Origin of the sequence: Qipengyuania aquimaris (assembly GCF_009827445.1) — a bacterium.
Taxonomy (GTDB): domain Bacteria; phylum Pseudomonadota; class Alphaproteobacteria; order Sphingomonadales; family Sphingomonadaceae; genus Qipengyuania; species Qipengyuania aquimaris.
In genome coordinates this window covers 144804-165917 of the sequence record NZ_WTYI01000001.1, presented here as the reverse complement: position 1 = coordinate 165917, position 21114 = coordinate 144804, and the positions used below count along the sequence as shown (strand labels likewise).

Annotated in this window: 17 protein-coding genes; 12 read left to right on the top strand and 5 right to left on the bottom strand. The window is 62.6% G+C overall.

What is annotated here, in order from left to right; translation table 11 throughout:
- Positions 1 to 25: 25 nt before the first annotated feature.
- Positions 26 to 2350 carry a TonB-dependent receptor gene (locus GRI34_RS00710; RefSeq protein WP_234028108.1) on the top strand — a complete coding sequence of 775 codons (2325 nt, stop codon included), beginning with the start codon at positions 26 to 28 and terminating at the stop codon, positions 2348 to 2350.
- A gap of 60 nt (positions 2351 to 2410) precedes the next feature.
- On the opposite strand, the gene GRI34_RS00705 is transcribed toward GRI34_RS00710, so the two are convergent.
- Positions 2411 to 3715, bottom strand: a complete 1305-nt coding sequence (locus tag GRI34_RS00705; RefSeq protein ID WP_234028107.1) for a sulfotransferase family protein — start codon at positions 3713 to 3715, stop codon at positions 2411 to 2413.
- Between the two features lie 130 nt (positions 3716 to 3845).
- Between GRI34_RS00705 and serS the strand changes: the two genes are divergently transcribed.
- From serS to GRI34_RS00690, 3 genes are all read left to right on the top strand, one after another.
- Positions 3846 to 5126: a serine--tRNA ligase gene (gene serS / locus GRI34_RS00700; protein ID WP_160594301.1), complete on the top strand. Its 1281-nt coding sequence runs from the start codon at positions 3846 to 3848 to the stop codon at positions 5124 to 5126.
- Positions 5123 to 5887 carry a 5'/3'-nucleotidase SurE gene (surE, locus tag GRI34_RS00695; protein WP_160594300.1) on the top strand — a complete coding sequence of 255 codons (765 nt, stop codon included), beginning with the start codon at positions 5123 to 5125 and terminating at the stop codon, positions 5885 to 5887. Before serS ends, surE begins: the two co-directional genes overlap by 4 nt.
- Before the next feature lie 74 nt (positions 5888 to 5961).
- Entirely contained in the window at positions 5962 to 7056 is a 1095-nt protein-coding gene (locus GRI34_RS00690; protein ID WP_234028235.1) for a potassium channel family protein, read from the top strand.
- Here GRI34_RS00690 and GRI34_RS00685 read toward each other — a convergent pair whose 3' ends face one another.
- Entirely contained in the window at positions 7057 to 7467 is a 411-nt protein-coding gene (locus tag GRI34_RS00685) for a DUF1761 domain-containing protein (RefSeq protein WP_160594298.1), read from the bottom strand.
- Between the two features lie 76 nt (positions 7468 to 7543).
- Between GRI34_RS00685 and rimO the strand changes: the two genes are divergently transcribed.
- The 8 genes from rimO to GRI34_RS00645 all read left to right on the top strand — a co-directional run bounded on the left by rimO (position 7544) and on the right by GRI34_RS00645 (position 18215).
- Positions 7544 to 8917, top strand: a complete 1374-nt coding sequence (gene rimO, locus GRI34_RS00680; protein ID WP_160594297.1) for a 30S ribosomal protein S12 methylthiotransferase RimO — start codon at positions 7544 to 7546, stop codon at positions 8915 to 8917.
- 250 nt (positions 8918 to 9167) lie between these two features.
- A complete protein-coding gene (locus GRI34_RS00675; RefSeq protein WP_234028106.1) occupies positions 9168 to 11504 on the top strand; it encodes an EAL domain-containing protein in 2337 nt (778 codons plus the stop codon).
- Between the two features lie 249 nt (positions 11505 to 11753).
- Positions 11754 to 12560, top strand: a complete 807-nt coding sequence (locus tag GRI34_RS00670) for a transglutaminase-like domain-containing protein (protein ID WP_160594295.1) — start codon at positions 11754 to 11756, stop codon at positions 12558 to 12560.
- A gap of 83 nt (positions 12561 to 12643) precedes the next feature.
- Complete coding sequence (gene zwf / locus GRI34_RS00665; protein ID WP_160594294.1) at positions 12644 to 14092, top strand: glucose-6-phosphate dehydrogenase; 1449 nt, start codon at positions 12644 to 12646, stop codon at positions 14090 to 14092.
- Positions 14085 to 15899: a phosphogluconate dehydratase gene (edd, locus tag GRI34_RS00660; protein ID WP_160594293.1), complete on the top strand. Its 1815-nt coding sequence runs from the start codon at positions 14085 to 14087 to the stop codon at positions 15897 to 15899. The genes zwf and edd overlap by 8 nt, the downstream gene beginning before the upstream one ends.
- Positions 15900 to 15902: 3 nt before the next feature.
- Entirely contained in the window at positions 15903 to 16874 is a 972-nt protein-coding gene (glk, locus tag GRI34_RS00655) for a glucokinase (RefSeq protein WP_160594292.1), read from the top strand.
- Positions 16871 to 17482: a bifunctional 4-hydroxy-2-oxoglutarate aldolase/2-dehydro-3-deoxy-phosphogluconate aldolase gene (gene eda / locus GRI34_RS00650; protein ID WP_160594291.1), complete on the top strand. Its 612-nt coding sequence runs from the start codon at positions 16871 to 16873 to the stop codon at positions 17480 to 17482. The genes glk and eda overlap by 4 nt, the downstream gene beginning before the upstream one ends.
- A gap of 85 nt (positions 17483 to 17567) precedes the next feature.
- Positions 17568 to 18215 (top strand): L,D-transpeptidase family protein, encoded by a 648-nt coding sequence (locus GRI34_RS00645; protein WP_160594290.1) that lies wholly within the window; start codon positions 17568 to 17570, stop codon positions 18213 to 18215.
- Here the strand turns inward: GRI34_RS00645 and tilS are convergent.
- The 3 genes from tilS to GRI34_RS00630 form a co-directional block, all read right to left on the bottom strand.
- A complete protein-coding gene (tilS, locus tag GRI34_RS00640; protein ID WP_160594289.1) occupies positions 18212 to 19156 on the bottom strand; it encodes a tRNA lysidine(34) synthetase TilS in 945 nt (314 codons plus the stop codon). The genes GRI34_RS00645 and tilS overlap by 4 nt on opposite strands.
- Before the next feature lies 1 nt (position 19157).
- A complete protein-coding gene (locus tag GRI34_RS00635) occupies positions 19158 to 20030 on the bottom strand; it encodes a tetratricopeptide repeat protein (protein WP_160596332.1) in 873 nt (290 codons plus the stop codon).
- A 144-nt stretch (positions 20031 to 20174) separates the two neighbouring features.
- Positions 20175 to 21026 carry a helix-turn-helix domain-containing protein gene (locus GRI34_RS00630; protein ID WP_160594288.1) on the bottom strand — a complete coding sequence of 284 codons (852 nt, stop codon included), beginning with the start codon at positions 21024 to 21026 and terminating at the stop codon, positions 20175 to 20177.
- Positions 21027 to 21114 lie beyond the last annotated feature (88 nt).

Sequence of the window (21114 nt, the reverse complement as noted above, 5' to 3'; positions counted from 1 at the left end):
GAGAGATTTTGAGGGAGGTTTCAATATGCATTTTCACCCCGTGCGCCTGACGGCTGCTTTGATGACCGGCGTCGCCTGCGCGGCATTGGCCACGCCCGCTGCGGCCCAGTCCGAAACGGACGCAGTTGCGGAAATCGACGAAAGCGAAGACGTGATCGTCGTCACCGCCCGTCGCCGCGAAGAACGCCTGATCGACGTGCCGGTCGCGGTGTCGGCCTTTTCGGGCGAGGCGCTTGAAGAGCGCGGCGCACTGGACATCACCGACATCGCGCAGGCGGTCCCTAACGTAACGCTGGAAGCCAGCCGCGCGACCAACTCCACCCTGTCCGCATTCATTCGCGGCATCGGCCAGCAGGACCCCGTCTCCGGCTTCGAACAGGGCGTCGGCATCTATCTCGACGATGTCTATCTGAACCGTCCGCAGGCTGCAGTGCTTGATATCTACGACGTCGAGCGGATCGAGGTCCTGCGCGGACCGCAGGGAACGCTTTACGGACGCAACACCATCGGCGGCGCGGTCAAATATGTGACCAAGCGCCTGCCGCTCGAACCTTCGTTCAAGGCGCGCGCCACCTACGGCACGTATGACCAAGCAGAAGGCGTGGTGACCGCTTCCGTTCCGATGGGCGACATGGTCCGTGTCGGCGGCTCGCTCGCACGCCTGTCGCGCGGCGGGTTCGGCGATAACCTCACCACGGGGCTGGAGAATTACAACAAGGACATTTGGGCAGGACGGCTAAGCCTTGAAGTAGGCGGCTATGACGAGCCCGGCTTCATTCGCCTTCAGGGCGATTACACCAAGGACAAGTCCCTCCCCCGCGGTGGTACGCGCCTCATTCCCGGCCTCGCTTCGGGCGCGCCGATCCTCGACGATGTATTCGACACGCGCGGCGCCTTGAACGATCCGGAACAGGACGTTGAAAGCTACGGCATTGCGCTTCATGCAGAGATGGAACTGTCCGATGCGCTGACGCTTCGTTCGATCTCCGCATGGCGCAAGGACGACAGCTACACGCCGATCGATTTCGATGCGCTCCCGGTGGTCGATCTCGACGTGCCCGGCGCCTATCTCAACGAGCAGCTGAGCCAGGAATTCCAGCTCCTGTGGGACGATGGCGGAGCGCTGTCCGGCCTGCTCGGCTTCTATTACCTGGATGCCAAGGCCGACACGCTGTTCGACGTGCGCATCTTCACCACCTTCCCGGGCCTGACCGCTTACACGCAGGCGGAAGTCGACACCGAGACCTATGCGATCTTCGGCGACTTCACCTTCGACTTCACCGAGCAGCTCAGCCTGTCGCTGGGTGGCCGCTATACCTGGGACGAGCGTAGCGCCAGCATCCTGCGCCAGAACTATCTTGGTGGCGGCTCGCCGATCTTCGGCGGCGCAGGCGTACCGTTCGGCGGTCCCTCGACCGATTTCGACGGCAGCAGGGAGTTCAAGAAATTCACCCCGCGCGCCTCGATCAGCTTCATGCCGACGCCCGATCACAACATTTATGCCAGCTATTCCAAGGGCTTCAAAGGCGGCGGTTTCGATCCCCGCGGCGTCGGGGCGAATGCTCCGGCGGCCATTACCGGTGCACCGACCGATGCCGAAGTCGCCGACTTCCTCAGCTTTGCTCCCGAAGAGGTCGACAGCTACGAAGTGGGCTACAAGGGTAGCCTCGGCATTCTGAACATCGCGGCCGCCGCATTCTATGCGGACTACACCGATGTGCAGATCCCGGGCTCGGTCGCCTGCGAAGTCGGCGGCCTGCCGAGCTTCTGCGGTGTCGTCTCGAACGCGGGCAAGGCCACTTTCAAGGGCCTTGAACTGGAAGCCAATGCGCGCTTCGGCGGCGGCTTCGGCCTGTCAGGCTCGCTCGGCTACATCGATGCGGAATACGACGAATATATCACCGATATCGGCGGAACACCCACCGATGTTGCCGACTTCCGCGTCGTCCAGAACACTCCCGAGTTCACCGGCAGCCTGACCGCGAGCTACGATGCCGATCTGGGCAGCGGCGATCTCTATCTGGGCGCGACGCTGTCCTATCGCAGCAAGGTGAGCCAATTCGAAATTCCGAACCCCTACCTCGACCAGGATGGCTACGCCCTGCTCGATGCCAGCGTGAAATGGACCGCGCCGGGCGGCAACTGGAGCATCGGGCTCTACGGCAAGAACCTGCTCGACAAGGAATACAAGACGAGCGGTTACACCTTCGTGCTGACCGATCCGGTAACCGGCGAAATCCAGAATGGCACCAACGGTTTCCCGATCCCCACCTTGGGTCCCGACGGAACGCTGACGGCCTTCTATGGCAATCCTCGCCAGATATTCGCGACGCTCACCTTCGAATACTGAGCCTAAGTAAAAAGCTCTCCAAGGAAGGCGGCGACCGGGACACCGGATCGCCGCCTTTCTTTATCCTGCGGCGATGGCGGAACCGGTTGCTCCGAGAGGGTTGTCGACCGCGATGCCGTAGGTGCGCACATAATCGCCAAGCCGTTCGAATACTTCACCCGCATCCAGGCCGAACTCGGCAAGCGAATACTGGTGCGGCGTTCTCTTTTGCGCAGCCGAACGGGCGAGAAAGGCTTCCATGCCCGGCACCGCGGGCGTCATGTCGAGATCGAGGAAATCGTAGACCCGCTCCATCGTGCCGCGCCAGTCGCGGTCCATGGCATCGAAGTGGACGTCGATCATGCGTTCGCGCGGGATGGCATCGCGCGCGTCGCGCATACGGGAAATCATCAGTTCGGTCTTGCGCAGCCATTCGCGCCCGATCTCATTCGGCGAAACATCGTCCGAATATATGATCGTCTGGTTCCACGCGAGCGAAGCGGCGCTGCCAACGATCGATTGCGGGTCGCGGTGCGTGAAAATGAGCCTGGCGTCGGGGAAAACCTCCAGCAAGGCGGGCAGGTCCAGCATGTGCTGCGGGGTCTTGAGGATCCACGGCCGGAGCGAGCTTTCCTGCTGCGACCATCCGATGAGGCGCAACAGGTTCGCCATGTGCCGGTAGGCCGGGACCGCCGATTCCGCCTCGCTCCACTTCGCAAAGGTCGGGATGCGCCACTGCGCTTCGAACTTCATGCCGTACATGCTCGCGGCAATCAGGCCGAGTTCCTCTTCCGGCTCGAACGGGCCGGTGGGATGGATCGACAAGGTGCGTGGATTGGCGAGCCGGGCGACCTTCATGATGCGCGCGGCAAGCTTGGGGCGGAAGTCCTCCGCCTCTCCTGCCATGACCTCCTCGAAACCCGGACGCGGCACCGGACTGATCGTCTCGAAACTGCGCAAGTGCGCGAACCTCTGGTCGCTTGCCAGCAGGCGGTGCATCCGCGTGGTGCCCGAACGCATCGGGCCGACGATAACGACCGGGTTCCTGATCGGCCGCGCCAGTATTTCGGGGTGCCGGTCGAACCATTGCTGCGCATAGAGCCGGTCGCGCAACAGGTGGTGGATCGTCTTCATGGCCGAAAAGTCGCCGGCCGCGTTCAGCCTTGCCTCGGCTTTTGTCGAATCGAGCAGCACCTCCAGCGCGCCTTCAAACCAGCGATCGCCGAAATCGTCCGAACCGTAGGCCTCGCTCACCTGTTCGATCAGGAAATCCGGCTCCAGCCGCGCAGGATCGACCAAGCCGACCTTGCGTCCAGCCCTGATCGCTGCGTCGGCAATGTCGATGAAACGTGTTCGGCGGGGCGGCGTAAGCGGCTGGTTTTGCAAGTGTCTCGGCCTCTCTTTCGGCATGGGCGCATCGGGAGCGGCCATAGATGCTTCAATGAACGAGATCAGGATGGGTGCCCGCTCTTTTCCCCACTGGCCAAGGCGGCGCGCAGGCGGCATAGCGCGCACCATGCACGACATCGCCTTTATCAGAGCCAATCCGTCCGACTTCGATGCCGCCATGACGAGGCGCGGCGGGGAAGCCGTATCCGACCGCATCCTCGCCCTCGACGCCCGCAAGCGCGAGGCGCAGACCCGCGTCCAGGAAGCGCAGAGCCGCCGCAACGAAGCCTCCAAGGCAATCGGCCAGGCGATGGGCCAGGGTGAGAAGGACAAGGCCGAGGCGCTGAAGGCCGAAGTGGCCGAGATCAAGGCTTCGATGCCCGAATGGGAAGAGGCCGAGCGCGAGGCCGGAGCCGAGCTCGACGACCTCTTGGCGCGCCTCCCCAATCTCCCCGCCGACGATGTGCCCGAAGGCGAAGGCGAGGAAGACAACGTCGAAGTGTCGCGCTGGGGCGACAAGCGCGACTTCGCTTTCGAGCCGAAGGAACACGCCGATATCGGCCCGGCGCTCGGCATGGATTTCGAAACCGGCGCGAAGCTGTCGGGTGCGCGCTTCACCTTCCTGCGCGGCGACATGGCCCGCCTCCACCGCGCGCTTGCGCAGTTCATGCTGGACAAGCAGACGCGCGAGAACGGCTATACCGAATGCAATCCGCCGGTACTGGTCAACGACGATGCCATGTACGGCACCGACAAGCTGCCCAAGTTTGCGGAAGACAGCTTCCAGACCACCGACGGCCGCTGGCTGGTTCCAACCTCGGAAGTCCCGCTGACCGCCTCGGTCGCGGACCAGATCATTCCCGAACCGGTCGAACCCATCCGCCTTACCGCCCACACACTCTGCTTTCGCAGCGAAGCGGGCTCTGCCGGCAAGGACACGCGCGGCTTCATCCGCCAGCACCAGTTCGAAAAGGTCGAGATGGTCAGCATCTGCCGCCCGGAAGACAGCGAGGCTGAGCATGAGCGCATGACCAAGTGTGCGGAAGGTATCCTGGAGGCGCTGGAGCTTCCCTATCGCAAGATGCTGCTATGCGTCGGCGACATGGGCTTCGGTGCGCGCAAGACTTTCGATCTCGAAGTCTGGTTGCCCGGACAGGGCGCTTATCGCGAGATTTCCTCCTGCTCGAATACGGGCGAGTTCCAGGCGCGCCGCATGAATGCGCGCTATCGCCCTGAAGGCGAAAAGAAGACGCACTTCCTCCATACCCTCAACGGCTCCGGCCTCGCAGTCGGTCGCACGTTGGTGGCAGTGATGGAGAATTACCAGAACGAGGACGGCAGCGTGACCGTGCCCGAAGCCCTTGCCCCCTACATGGGCGGCGTTACGAAGCTGGAGCCTGCGGCATGAGGATCCTCCTCACCAATGATGACGGCATCCGCGCTCCGGGCCTCGAAGTGCTGGAAGGTATTGCGCGCAAGTTCTCCGACGACATCTGGATCTGCGCGCCCGACGAGGAACAGTCGGGCATGGGCCACGCGCTCACGCTGACGCGGCCCGTGCGGCTGCTCAAGCACGACGACCGGCGCTTTTCCGTGACCGGCACGCCGACCGATTCCGTCACCATGGGCCTGCGTAAGGTCATGGACGGACCGCCCGACCTGATCCTGTCCGGCGTCAATCGCGGGGCGAACCTTGGCGATGACATCACTTATTCGGGTACGGTATCCGCGGCCATCGAAGGCGCGCTGGCCGGCATCCGCTCCATCGCGCTCAGCCAGGTTTATGCCAAGGAAGGTCTCGGCAATGGCGTCCAGTTCGGAGCAGCCGTGGAATGGGGTGAACGGGTCCTTGCCCCCCTGCTCGACACGCCCCTGCCCAAGCGTACGCTGGTCAACATCAACTTCCCGCCGCGCCCGGGCAGCGAAGTGCGCGGCATCCGCGCGACACGGCAGGGTTTTCACGACTATTCGCGCGGCACCGTGGTCGAAGGTCGCGATCCGCGCGGCTTCGAATATTTCTGGTTCGGCCTCGACCCGATCGAGCATACGCTGGACCACGGCACCGATCTCGAAGCCATCGAGGAAGGCTTCGTTTCGGTTACGCCGCTGCATCTCGACCTCACCCACCATGCCTCGCTCGGCGCGCTGGGCGAACGCTATGAAAGCTAAGCGGTCTTGACCGTCCCGCCGCGCTCGCCCACCTACTGTTTTGAATGAGCAGGCAAAAGCAGATCGACCGGATCATGCCGGATAAACGCCCCCGCAGTTATCGGGGGCCGCGCTTCAAGCCGCTGCGCCGCGCAGTGAAGATCCCGGTCTGGGGCGATCTCGGCATCCGGCTCGGCCTTGCGCTCTTCCTCATCTTCATCGTCATCATGGTCCACTGGTGGGACCGCGAAGGACTGGTCGACAATCTCGACGGGGAAGTCAGCTTCCTCGACGTGATCTACTTCACGATGATCTCGATCACGACGACGGGCTTTGGCGATATCGCGCCAATCTCGGACCGGGCGCGACTGGTGGAGGCCGTTATCGTGACGCCGATCCGCTTTGCAGTGTTTTTCATTTTCGTGGGCACCGCCTACAACTTCATCATCAAGCGCAGCTGGGAGAAATGGCGCATGGCCCGCATCCAGGAACAGCTTTCGGACCACATCGTGGTCCTGGGCTATGGCATTTCCGGCTCCGAATCAGTCACCGAGCTGATCGAGCGCGGCACGGACCCCTCCTGCATCGTCGTCATCGACCCGAGCGAGGAACGTCTCGCCGATGCGGAAGCGCTCGGCTGCAACATCATGGCTGCCGACGCCACGCGCGACACAACGCTAAAGGCGGTGCGCATATCGGAAGCGCAGAACGTTCTCGTTTCCGCAGGGCGCGACGACACCTCGATCCTGATCGTGCTGACCGTTCGCGCGCTTGCGCCGAATGTGCCCATTAGCGTCGTCGTACGCGCTGACGATAACGAATCGCTCGCGCGGCAGGCAGGCGCGAATAACGTCATCAACCCGGTTCGCTTTACAGGCCTGCTGCTGGCAGGCTCGGCCAAGGGTGAACACATCGCGGAATATCTCGCCGACCTCGCCTCCGTTTCGGGCCGCGTGCAGCTGGTCGAACGCGAAGTGACCGAAGAGGAATGCGGCTGTGCGATCGGCGATCTCACGACCGGCGGGCGCGGCCTACGTGTCTATCGCAACGGACGCGCGATCGGCTTCTGGGAAGACGAGTGCCAGAACCTGCAAAAGGGCGACATCATCGTCGAGATCATTGCCACGCCCAATGGCGAGAAAAAGGGCGACGGCCACGTGGCCGACGATCGCAAACGCGCCGAAGCCTGATCAGCCCAAGGCTGCGTGCACCACACCCATCGCCGTGTAGAACAACAACCAGTATCCGCCATCGATCCAGTAGAGCGGCTTTTTCGCATCCTGGAACAGGTAATTGGTCCACAGCGCCGGAAGGATAAATCCGAGCGCGACCCCGAACGCGGTGAGCACCTTCACCAGGAACGAGAGCTCGGTCGCGTAGGTCGCGAAGGTGTGAGCCAGCGTCCAGCTGGCCAGCAGCGCCAGCAGGAAAGTCGCCCCGTAAAGCTTGGCCGGATTGACATTCTTCAGATCTTCTTCGGTCTTACCGAGCGCGCCCATCCAGGTCTTGCCCATGATCGGCCCGTACCAGATTCCGCCGACGACAAATCCCGCCAGCGCCGCCAGCACCACGGCCAGCCAGTTCACGTCGAAGATATTCATCTTTACCTCCCGTCGGGACCCTGCCCCACAGCAAGCTAGCGCAATATCTCAATCGGGTGTAGAGGCGCGCCCAATCATGACCAGCACAACTTCTTCGATCCCCGACCAGAAAAAGGTCGGCATGGTTTCCCTCGGATGTCCCAAGGCCCTTGTCGACAGCGAGCGCATCCTCACGCGCCTGCGCGCCGACGGCTATGCAATGAGCCCCGATTACGCCGGCGCCGACGTGGTGCTGGTGAACACCTGCGGCTTCCTCGACAGCGCCAAGGAAGAGAGCCTGCAGGCCATTGGCGAAGCAATTTCCGAGAATGGCCGCGTGATCGTGACCGGATGCATGGGCGAAGAAGCCGATGTCATCCGCGCTGCACATCCCAGTGTGCTCGCCGTAACCGGCGCGCACCAGTACGAGCAGGTCGTCGAGGCCGTGCACGAACACGCACCGCCGAGCCAGGGGCCGTTCGTCGACCTGATCCCGCAGCCCGATGTCAAACTTACGCCGCGCCATTACAGCTATCTGAAGATCTCCGAGGGCTGCAACCACTCCTGCGCCTTCTGCATCATCCCGGATCTGCGCGGAAAGCTGGCCAGCCGCCGGATCGATGCCGTGCTGCGCGAAGCCGAAAAGCTGGTTGCAGCGGGCACGAAGGAACTGCTGGTCATAAGCCAGGACACCTCTGCCTATGGCGTCGACACACGCCATGAAGAGCGCCAGTGGAAGGGCAATCCCGTCCGTGCGCACATGACCGACCTGGCGCGCGAACTCGGCAAGCTCGATATCGGCGGCGGGATGCCCCCGTGGGTCCGCTTGCACTACGTCTACCCCTACCCGCACGTCGACGCGGTCATCCCGCTGATGGCCGAGGGGCTTTTGACGCCCTATCTCGACATTCCCTTCCAGCACGCGAGCCCGAAGGTGCTACGCGCCATGAAGCGGCCGGCGAATGAGGCGAAGGTACTTGATCGCTTGAAGAACTGGCGTTCGATCTGTCCCGACATCGCGGTGCGTTCCAGCTTCGTCGTGGGCTTCCCCGGCGAGACCGAGGAGGATTTCCAGTACCTGCTGGACTGGCTCGAAGAGGCGCAGCTCGACCGTGTCGGGGCGTTTCGTTTCGAACCGGTGGAAGGTGCGCAGGCCAATGCCCTCCCCGACCCCGTGCCCGAGGAAGTGAAAGAAGAGCGTTATGCGCGGATCATGGAAGTGACCGCCCGCATCAGTGCGGAAAAGCTCCAGGCCAAGGTCGGGCGCACGCTTCCAGTCATCATCGATGAGGTGGGCTTGCCCGACGAAGACGGCGATGTCGGAGCAACCGGTCGCAGCCAAGCCGATGCTCCGGAAATCGATGGCGCGGTCTATCTGCGCAATGTCCCGCAGAACCTGGCGCCCGGCGCAATCGTATCCGCAAAAATCGAGGATGCGGACGAGCACGATCTTTTCGGCGTCATTTCGTAAATCCCGCGCCGCGCTTGAGTGCCGGAATTTAAGATTTTAGCCGCCCGACAGATTCCATTGCAAACCACCGGATTTGCGTAACTTTTTTAACTCGCGCGCGTGACGCTCAGGCTGGCAAGCGGCGCATTCGTTAACGCTAGCCCCTTAAGCGGTCTTAACCATCGAAACGGGCAGTTTCCCTGCGTCACCCGCAGAAATCCGCTGTGACGTTGAAACATTCTTAAGATTAATCGCGCCATAGGGGCAGGCGATGGACGAGAAAACCGCCCTCGCCCCAGCGCCCGAACACCGCGAACGGAAGCCCCGTTCGTCAGGCCTTCTGAAGCGCTTGCAACACCTGCTTTGGTCAGGTGCGGTGGCGTTCGTCATGCTTGCGATGCTTATGCTGGAGCCGGTCGACAACTTTCTCTGGCTGATCCAGTCACGCGTCGCCAATCAGCAACCTTCCGGCGAGATCGTTTTTGTCGGGTCGAGCCTCGATGTCGAGGGGCCTTCGCGGTCGGCAGAACGCAGGCAACTCGCAAGGGCCCTGGATGAAATCAGGCAAGCCGGGGCATCGAAAGTATATATCGATTTCGTTCTGACCAAGGGTGATGATGCATCGGCAGACGCCGAACTGGCCAGCGCAATCAAGGCATTTGGCACCGACCTCAGCTTGGTGGACCAGATCAAACCGTCGCTCGACGGCAAGGAAGAACTGGCGCGTTCCGATGCGATTTTCGAAGGTCCGGGCGGTCGCGTAGCCACTGAGCGGTGGGCCAACTGGCTGGGTTATGCCTGGGAAAGGCGCCTGACGCATGAGGCCTATGCCAGCACGCCGCTGTTCTCTGCTGCCCTGGCCGGCGTCGATGAATATCCCAGGGACAAGATCCTCATCGACTACGGTTTCGACCCGGATTCCATTCCGGCGTACAGCCTTCAGCAATTAGTGGATGCAGGAGCGAAAGAGCCCGATCTCACTGGCAAATCGGTCGTCATCGGCCCCTCTGCATCGCTATCGACGCTCGACCTCTCGATACCAGGCCGATACAACCCGCCGCAAAGCTATCCTTCGATCTATGCGGCAGAGACCTTCAAGTCTGGTCGCAGCGGATTTCTAGCCGGACTGGAACTGACGCTGGCCTTTGTTGCAGCGCTGGCTGCGGCAATCCTGCTCACACGCACCAAGAGCGCACGACGCCTGGCATACGGCGCCATCGCGCTGGCTCTTCCGGGCTGCCTCTTTGCGGGCGCGTATTTGGGTGTACGCACGGAGCTCGCTTACGCGGCGATGCTATTGCTAGTGTATGGCCTACAGCGGTCGCGTGCGCGGTGGCGACTTCGCGTTGCAAACATAGATAACGAAACGGGCCTGGAAAAGCTGCGCGTGCTCGAACGTGCCGTATCGCAAAACCTGCTAAAATCGGGTCACATCGTCGTAGCAAGACTCCAGGGACTGGAGCAGGTTCTCAAGACCCTCGGATCTGCGGAACGCTCCAGCTACATCTTGCGCCTGGTAGACCGCTTGCGGGCCGCGGATCGCGATCTGGCCGTCTATATCGATGGCCATTTCCTTGCCTGGTACACGACAGAGGCCGAAACGGCGAGGTTGATCGAACATCTCGAAGGCCTGCGCGCAATCTTTGCCGCGCCGATCGTAGTGGGCACGGAAAGTGTCGATGTGGGGATCACCTTCGGTGTCGCCGCGATTGCCGAAAGCGGTCGCAACTCGGTAGCGGCAGCAGCCGCAGTTGCGGAAGAAACCTCGGAAGCTCACGAACCGATCAAGATCGCCAAGGCCGCCTCCCGCCACGATGAACTGTGGGATATCTCACTGCGTGCACGCATCGATGCGGCCATGGAAGCGGGCGAAATCTATTGCGTGTACCAGCCGAAGATCGACATGTTCTCCGGCTCGTTGACTGGAGTCGAAGCGTTGGTTCGCTGGCACGACCCGGAGCGCGGCTTCATCTCGCCGATCAAATTCATCGCCCAGTGTGAAAAGGCCGGGCGGATGGAGCATTTGACCCGTTATGTGCTGCAGACCGCTTGTAATGCTGGCCGCTTGATGCATTTCCGCGGATCGACCGTATCCATGTCGGTCAATATTTCCGCCACCCTGCTCAATGATATGCGTATCGTCGGCATCGTGCGGAACACCTTGCAGGCGACCGGCTTCGATCCGCGAGCCCTGATTCTCGAGATTACCGAAACCGCGCGGATCGGCGACCTCGAAAGAGCAGCCAGTATCCTTGAAGAATTGAAGTCGCTGGGCGTGAAGATTTCCATGGACGACTTCGGCGTAGGCGCGGCAAATTTCGAAACCTTCTTCGGTCTCCCGTTCGATGAATTGAAAATCGATCGGCTATTCGTGGACAGTATTGCAAGAAGTACGAAAGCCAGGGCGATCGCATCGAGTATTGTAGACATGGGCAAGGCCGCGCGAATCACCGTGGTTGCCGAAGGGGCCGAGGACGACAAAACCCTTCAAATCCTTAACGAAATCGGCTGCCGCTACGTTCAGGGCTATGCATTGGCTCGCCCGCTCTCTTTGACTAACCTACTGGAATTCAAGGAATCTTACGAAAGATCTGAAACCGGAACATAGTTAAGGCTTTACAAACAGACATAGTTAATGGATTGCTAACTGTTGAACCACAACAGGAGGCAAACCATGTGGAGTTTCTGGGGCTGGCTTATGGGCCAGAAAAAGCGCGGCTAATCCGTCGCAACCAAAATGAATTTTGAAAGGGCTCCGCAAGGGGCCCTTTCTCGTTTTGGGCACACTTTCTCGTCGTAGACCCTATGGCCGTACACTTCTGCCGAAACATTGTCGGTCCCGCTGCGTTGCCACCTCATGCCCGTAAGGATCGAAAGCAGCTTCGCCTTTTTTCTGGAATGCGAGACCGATGTTTTGCTCCAGTTCGAGGCCGCAGCGATACCGGAGCAGCGTATCCTTTCCCAAGGCACCAAGCTGAGCCCGGCCATCCACCAGGCTCGTGTCGCAGCGCAGGACGACATCGGCGAACGTATCTGGATACGCGCGGAAGGCCTGTTCGAAGTTGATTACCATGCCGAAGTGGACATTATGCGGCAGGTATCCGAGGTAGAGGGGCGCGCCGCCCTCCCCCCACACCAACTTCCCGGCGAGGCAGTCGAATATCTCTTTGACAGCCGCTATTGCCCTAGCGACCGGTTCCAGACCTTCGTTGAAGATGAGTTCGGCCACACGAGCGGCGGCGCCCGCGTTGCCGCAATCCGCGATTGGATCGCATCCAATTTCACCTATTCCCCCGGAGCTTCTGGACCGCAAACCACTGCGCTCGACAGCTTTGTCGAGCGGCGGGGCATCTGCCGCGACTATGCACACACGATGATCGTGATGGCGCGGGCGAGCACGATCCCTGCGCGTTACGTCGCCTGCTACGCGCCTGGTGTCGATCCGCAGGATTTCCACGCAGTCGCCGAGGTGTTTTTGGAAGATCCCGAGCTGCACGGAGGAGGAAGCTGGCAGCTGGTGGACCCAACCGGAATGGCCGACCCAGCCGAAACGGTGAAGATTGGCATCGGCCGCGATGCGGCAGACGTCAGCTTTCTGACCACCTTTGGCATGAGCGACTTCAAGCGCAGTTCGGTCAGCGTTGTGCGGGTCGACGAAGAATAGGAATGCACCTGTCTGGCGCGCAAACGCGTGCCCTGATAGGCGACTAGGTGATAAAGGGGAGAACAGCCGCCAATGGACGGTACATGCCAGAGCTAGCCTTCACCGCCGATCGCCTCCTCCTGTTCGGAGCCACCGGCGACCTGTCGCAGCGGATGCTCCTGCCTTCGCTCTGCGCGCTCAATTCCGATGGCCTGCTCGACCAGGACCTGCGGATCGTTTGCACCGCCCGGTCCGAAATGAGCACGCACGAATTCCGCAACTTCGCGCGGGAAGCGCTGGAGAAATATCTTCCCAAGCACCGCCGGGGCGGGATGGCCGATTTCCTCAACCGCATCAGCTATGTGCCCGTCGATGCGACCACCCCGGAAGGCTATGACAAGCTGGCGGAACAGGTCGGCGATTACGATGGGCTAGCGATCTTCCTGTCGACCGCGCCGAGCCTGTTCGAACCGACCATCAGCGGATTGGAGCGCGTGGGGCTGACCCGCGGCAATGCGCGCATCGCGCTGGAAAAGCCGCTCGGCACCGATTTCGATAGCAGCTGCGAAATCAACGATGCGGTCGCCAAGGCCTTTCCCGAACACCGCATTTTCCGCATCGACCACTATCTCGGCAAGGAGACCGTCCAGAACCTGCTGGCGCTGCGCTTTGCCAACATCCTGTTCGAGCCGGTCTGGAACTCCAACTACATCGAGCATGTCCAGATCACCGTCGCGGAAACGGTCGGCCTGGAATCGCGCGTCGCCTATTACGACGACAGCGGTGCGCTTCGCGACATGGTCCAGAACCACATGCTGCAACTGCTGGCGCTGGTCGCGATGGAACCGCCGACGAGCTTCGATGCAACCTCCGTGCGCGATGAAAAGGTCAAAGTCCTGCGAGCGCTGCGGGAAGTGTCCAAGGCCGAAGTGGTGACCGGCCAGTATCGTGCCGGAGCCGTCATTGGCGAGGCAGTGCCCGGATACGACGAGGAACTGGGCAAGGACAGCGACACGGAAACCTTCGTCGCGGTCAAGGCGCATGTCGACAACTGGCGCTGGCGCGGCGTTCCCTTCTACCTCAGGCATGGCAAGCGCCTGCCAGAGCGTGTGACCGAGATCGTGATCCAGTTCCGCTGTATCCCGCACTCCATCTTCGAAGGGCGCGGCGCGGTAACGCAGCCCAATCGCCTCGTCATCGAGATCCAGCCGAAGGAAAACATCCAGCTTTCGATGATGGCCAAAGTGCCGGGCCTGGGCCGCGAAGGTTTGCGCCTGCGCCCCGTACCGCTCGACATCGCAATGCCGGACGCCTTTTCGGACACCGTGCGCCGGATCGCTTACGAACGCCTGCTGCTTGACCTGATCGAAGGCGACCAGACGCTGTTCGTGCGCCGCGACGAAGTGGAAGCCCAATGGGAGTGGATCGACCAGATCCGTGCGCTCTGGGCGGAGAATGAAATGAAACCCAAGACCTATGCATCGGGATCTTGGGGGCCCAGCGCGGCCATCGCGCTTGCCGAACGCGACGGGGTTACCTGGCACGATGACTAAACCGCTCAACGATACAATTGCCCGGGTTACGGAGCGCGTGATTGCCAATTCGCGCGACAGCCGTTCCGCCTATCTGGACCTGATGGACCGCGAGGGCGAACGCCAGGTCGATCGCCATTCGCTCTCCTGCTCGAACCTCGCCCATGCCTTTGCCGGGGCAGAGGACGACCAGAACGCGATCAAGGCGGCGCAAGGTCCGAACCTGGGAATCGTGACCGCCTATAACGACATGCTGTCGGCCCACCAGCCCTACCACCGCTATCCAGAGCGGATGAAGATCTGGGCGCGCGAGGTCGGCGCGACAGCTCAAGTTGCAGGCGGCACACCGGCCATGTGCGATGGTGTGACGCAGGGGCAAGACGGCATGGAACTGTCGCTCTTCAGCCGCGACACGATCGCGCTCAGCACCATCGTCGCGCTCAGTCACGCCATGTATGACGGCGTCGCCCTGCTCGGCATTTGCGACAAGATCGTCCCCGGCCTGCTGATGGGCGCCCTGCGCTTCGGCCACCTGCCGACGATCTTCGTACCGTCGGGCCCTATGGGTACCGGCATTTCCAACAAGGAAAAGCAGCGGACCCGCCAGCTCTACGCGGAAGGCAAGGTCGGGCGCGACGAACTCTTGGCGAGCGAGATGGGTAGTTACCATTCGCCCGGCACATGCACATTCTACGGCACCGCAAATTCCAATCAGATGATGATGGAGATGATGGGCCTGCACGTTCCGGGCGCGGCTTTCGTGCCGCCAGGCGCGAAGCTGCGCCAAGAGCTGACGCGCTCTGCCACGCATCGGCTCGCTGCGATCCGCAAGGAAGGGGACGACTTCCGCCCGCTGTCCCGCGTCGTCGACGAAAAGGCGATCATCAATGCTGCCATCGGCCTCCTCGCGACAGGCGGCTCAACCAACCATGCGATCCACATCCCCGCGATGGCGCGGGCCGCAGGCATCCGCTTCGACTGGAGCGACCTTGCCGAACTGTCGCGCGCAGTACCGCTGGTCGCGCGCGTCTATCCCAACGGTTCTGGCGACGTGAACCATTTCCACGACGCTGGCGGCATGGGCTATGTGATCGGCACGTTGCTCGACGAAGGCCTCGCCCACCCCGATATCCTGACGGTGTGGGACGTCGGTTTCGAGGCCTATTCGCGCGAACCGGGCATGGATGGCGATGCGCTGACATGGCGCGATCCGGGCCCGAGCGGAGACACGGAAATGCTGCGCCCCGCCTCCGATCCTTTCCAGTCCGACGGCGGCATGCGCCTCGTCGAAGGCAATCTCGGCCGCGCATGCTTCAAGTCCTCCGCCGTCGAACGCGAACGCTGGACCATCGAGGCACCCTGCCGCGTTTTCGAAGACCAGCATTCGGTCAACGAGGCCTTCAAGAAAGGCGAACTCGACAAGGACGTGGTGGTCGTGGTCCGCTTCCAGGGGCCACGCGCAAACGGCATGCCCGAATTGCACAAGCTTACTCCGGCGCTCGGCGTCCTGCAGGATCGCGGATACCGCGTGGCCCTCGTCACCGATGGCCGGATGAGCGGCGCCAGCGGGAAGGTGCCCGCGGCGATCCATTGCACGCCCGAGGCTCTGGGAGGCGGACCGCTGGCCAAGCTTCGCGATGGCGATCTGGTAAAGGTCTGCGCGGAAACCGGTACATTGTCGACCACAGCAGATCTCGACAGCCGGGAGGCCGCGCAAGAACCCGCGCCAGACATGGGCATGGGCCGCGAATTCTACGCCATGTTCCGCGTCAATGCCGATGGTGCGGAACAGGGCGCTTCATCGATGCTCGCAATGGCAGGATTGTAAGGTATGGAAGTCGTCAGCGTCGATATCGGCGGCACACACGCCCGTTTCGCCATCGCCACCATCAATGACGATGGCACGATCACGCTGAGCGAACCCGAAACGCTCCACACCGAAGACCACGCCAGTTTCCAGACCGCGTGGGAGGATTTTCGCGGCCGCATGGGCGGCAGCCTGCCTCCGCACGTTTCCATGGCAATAGCCGGACCGGTGGGCGGCGATGTGATCCGCTTCACCAACAATCCGTGGATCATCCGTCCCGGCCTCGTGAAGGAGAAGTTGGGCGTCGAAAACTACTGCATCGTCAACGACTTCGAGGCCGTGGCCCACGCCGTGGCACGCGTCGGCGAAGACCAGTTCATCCACCTGACCGGCCCAGACAAGCCGCTTGCGCCAACGGGTCGCCTGAGCGTGCTCGGTCCGGGCACGGGACTTGGCGTGGCGCATCTATATCGCGAGCCCGACGGGACTTATCGCGTGTCGGCGACGGAAGGCGGCCATATCGATTTCGCCCCGCTCGACCAGATCGACGATGCCATCCTCGCCCGCCTGCGCAAGCGTCATACGCGCGTCTCAGTCGAACGCGTGGTCGCTGGCCCCGCCATTTCCGACATCTATCAGACGCTTGCAGCGATGGAGGGACGGCCTGTCGCCGAGGAAGACGACATCGCCATCTGGACGCGCGGCCAGGACGGCAGCGACAGCCTCGCGGCCGCGGCAGTGGACCGTTTCTGCATGTCGCTTGGCAGCGTCGCCGGTGACATTGCCCTTGCCCAGGGCGGCTTCGGCGGCGTCGTGATCGCCGGCGGCCTTGGCTACCGTATCCGCGAAACCCTGCTGAAGTCGGGCTTCGCCGAACGGTTCAAGGCCAAGGGCCGCTTCCAGGAATTGATGGCCTCGATCCCGGTCAAACTGATCACCCATCCGCAACCCGGCCTGTTCGGGGCGGCAGCCGCTTTCGCGAGAGAACACGCATGAACATTGCCGACATCATGAAAACCGCGCCGGTCATCCCGGTGATCGTCGTGGACGAGGTGGAGCATGCCGTCCCCCTCGCCCGTGCGCTGGTCGCTGGCGGACTGCGCGTGCTCGAAGTGACCTTGCGCACACCTGCCGCGCTCGATGCGATTACCGCCATGAAGCAGGTCGATGGCGCGATCGTCGGGGCCGGCACGGTGACGAATCAGGAGGACCTCGCCAATGCCATCCAGGCGGGCAGCGAATTCATCGTGTCGCCGGGCCTGACCGAACCGCTGGGCAAGGCAGCCATTCGCGAGGGCATCCCTTTCCTGCCCGGCATCGCCAATGCCGGCGACATCATGTGCGGGCTGGACCTCGGCCTCACCCATTTCAAATTCTTTCCTGCCATGGCTGCAGGTGGGCTGCCCGCGCTCAAGGCGCTCGCGGCGCCCTTCGGCCAGTGCCGCTTTTGCCCGACCGGCGGAATCTCGGAAGCCAATGCAAGCGAATGGCTGGCCTTCGATCCGGTGCTCTGCGTCGGGGGAAGCTGGGTCGCGCCGCGCGGCCCGGTGGACGAGGCGGCAATCGAGGAAATGGCACGCAAGGCCTGCGAACTGGGAAAGTAAGCGCCGGCTCCACGACCGTTCCGCAACGGGACTGCGCTCGCCCCGTTCATGGAAAAGTGCAGGCTAATCGCCTATATACAAGCCCATGAACGCGATTCTGAGGTGGATTGGTGGAACGACGCTGGTGGTGGCCCTCGGCCTCGCCGCGCTGGCGTTCGGCGTGACCAGCAGCGCGCAATCCGAAGTCGAGGAAGCGCGCGGAGCAGTAACGCCCGTCAAGCTCCAGCCCGAAGCAGCAATCCTCGCCAAGCTCGAAGCGGATGCGAAGCGCCCCTTCACCATCCGCCGGGTCCTGCCGATCGAAGGGCCAATCAAATACGGTGAATGGCATTGGGACGACGAGGGCGTGCCGGAAGGCCCGCTGCTCATCACGGTGGACCTTCAGGCGCGCACCATCTCGATCTTCCGCGACGGGTATGAAATCGGTGCCGCTGCCGTCATGCTGGGCACGGACGAACACCCCACGCCCACCGGCACATTCCCGATCCTCACCAAGGAACGGCACAATGTCTCCGAGAAATACGGCAATGCGCCCATGCCCTGGACGCTGCGCCTGACGTGGGACGGGATCGCCATCCACGGCGGCTCCGAGGTGGAGAACGGCTATGCCAGCCATGGCTGCGTGGCCATTCCCGATCCGCTCGCCGCGCGGCTGTTCGACATCGCGAAGAAGGGCGACAAGGTCATCATCACCGATGGCAAGCGCATCGGTGTGGGCGATCCCATTATCTAATCGCCGCGCCGGGGCGGCTCCTTGCTGCAGTAATAGCTATCGTCGCGGCGTTCGACGAGAATGCCTGCAATATTCGCGCATTCGCGGCCGGCTTTCAGGAAGTCGATAACCTCGCCCAGAGTGATCGTGGCACCCAGCGTCGTCATTGCCCTGCGCACCAGGCGTGCATTGGTGTCCAGCAGGTTCGAATAGGAGACGCGGATCTGACTGCCGCTCACTTCCGCAGAGCCTTCCCAGCTCATGTCCGCCAGCGACTGGAGCGTACGTTCCGCCTCCTCCAGATGCTTTGCCGAGCGTGCCAGTGCGGCGGCGTCCAGCCAGTCCGCTTCCGCCAGCGCCTTGCGCATCCTGACCCTGTCATAGCGATCGTCGAGATTGCTCGGATCGTCGACGAAATCGAAATCGTTCGCCTCGACGATGGCGCGAAGTTCATCCCGGCGAAAACCCAGTAGCGGCCGCAGGATATCTGCGTTCACGCCATCGATCCGGGTACGCGACCGGATACCTGCAAGCCCGCCCAGCCCGCTGCCGCGATTGAGTCGCATGAGAAGCGTTTCCGCCTGATCGTCCGCATGATGCGCGGTCGCAATGGCCCCGATACCGCGTTCGCGCGCCCACTCGCCCAGTGCGGCGTAACGCGCAATCCGCGCCTGTTCCTGCGTGTTGCCTTCCGCGACTGTCACCCTGAGGATATCGCAGTCGATGCTCAGTTTCCGGCACGCATCGGCCACCAAGGCACATTCCTGCGCCGCCTCGGGTCGCAGGCCATGGTCGACCGTGGCGACTGCCAGTCTTTCTGTATCGAGAGCCTCGGCAGCAAGCAGCAGCATCGCCATGCTGTCGGCCCCGCCGGACACGGCGAGGCCAAGGACGCCATGGTCGAGGCGCAACCGATTGAGGTCGCCGAGGAATCGATCGATCAATTCACCGGCGATGGCCACGTCAGCTGCAGGTCACTCGGCCGAGATTGCGTTCGTACTGGCTCTGCAGGCGTCCTGCGGCCAGCGCAGGATAGGTTTCGCCGAATTCGGCCAGTGCGATGCAGGCGCGCTTCGTATCGTCGAGAGCAATCATCGCCTCGGCGAGATAGAGCAGGCTGTCACCTGCACGCGGCGCGTTCTTGTCGGCCTGGTAGTTGCGCAGGAACCAGGGAGCCGCGTCGTTCGGTTTGCCATCGTCAAGATAGGCGCGGCCCAGCAGGTTGCGGCCATAGGTCGCGCGCCAGTGGCTGGGATAGCGTTCCACGAACAGGGTCAGCTGCTGCTGCGCTTCGGGGAAGAAGCCCGCGTCCCACAGGCGGAAGCCGTAGGAATATTCGTCGTCCGCCGCATCGTCGGTCTGCGGTTTGGCGATCGCCTGGACTGCCGCTACACGCTCTGCGCTCGGCTGCGTGGCCGCGGGTGACGGAGTGGGCGTCGGCGTTGCCGCTGGCTGAGCTGCCGAAGTCGACGAAGTGCTCGCCGGAGCAGTAGTGGTTGCAGCCGGCGAAGGAGCCGGAGCGTTAGCCGCCTCAAGCGCTTCAATCCGCTCTTCAAGCAGGCGCATGGCATTGCCGCCGACCTCGTACTGGGCGGTCAGGCGCTGGAGCTGGGTTTCAAGCGCATCGAGGCGGGCGAGGATATCGGTTACGGCAGTCGTCGATGTCGTCGTGCTCACGCTCGGGCGGGCCGCAGGCTGTCCGGAAATTTCCGGCTCGAAATAGCGTCCGTCGCCGCCGGGAAAGACCTTGCGCTGCAAGGCCCGGACTTCGGCTTCCAGCTTGCGAATGCGCGCCTGGGAATCGTCCTGTGCCGCCGCTGGCATGGAAGTGGCCATCAGTGCGGCAGCAAGTGCGCCAAGTCCGAAACCACGTGCAATGCGGGTCGATGTCACGCCCGTTCTCCTCAATTCGAAATCACTATGAATCTAGCCCTACCCCCGCGAAACTGTCGAGCGGATGAAGCGGGTTTTCCGCCGCGATCAGGTTGCAGGCGTTGCCGCCCCGGCAGCAGGCTCGGAAGGCGCATCGGCCGCCCTATCCTGCGGGGACGGTCGGGCGAGCAAGGCCTCAGCTGTTACCGGAACGTCGCGCACCACCTCGTCCTCTTCGGACAATTTCGGCACCGGACGTCCGCCGATCGTGATCGCCAGCGCATAGGGGCGGCCGGTCCATATCTGCGGGCCCTCGGCATCGGCGGGAACGGTATAGGTGTCGCCGGCATTCATCTGCGCTTCGTAGAGGCGTTCACCGCTAGCGTCGTAGAACTTGACCCATGTCTCGTCCATTTCACTGGTGAAGACGACCGGCCCGCCGGTTGGCTGCGCCTCCGGAGCAGGCTCGCTCGCCTGCGGATTGTCGGCAGCGGCGAATTGCTCTTCGGGATCCTGCAGCGGTGCCGGCCCCAGACCGGGAGCGAAATAGCTGCGGTAGAAGGCGTAGATTCCGCCCATCAGGAGGATTGCCGCAAACACGGCAAACCACGCAAGTCCGCGTCCCGGGACGCGCGCCGGGTCTCCCGGTTCGAATTTGGCAGGGGTCGCATCGACGTTGCCCTGGTGCTCGGCAAGTTCGGCACGCACCTGGTCGAGCACTTCGCGCTCGTCCAGATCGAGCGTGCGCGCATAGGTGCGGCTGAACCCGATCGCATATGTGCGTGATGGCAGGGATGCGAAATCGCCCGCCTCGATCGATTCAAGATGGCGTTGAGGGATACGGGTTTCCGCCGCGACCTGCTCAAGCTCGAGGCCTTTTGCCTCGCGCGCAGCGCGCAGTCTGTCACCCACGCGGTCCATGCGCGCGCTCTCCTCTTCGACGATGCCGTCTTCTTCCATGCGATTCCCGAATGATTAGTGCCCGGCGGGTGTTCCCGCTCCCGTTGACGCCAGAATGGGATAGGAGGCCTTCCTGTCAAGCATTGAT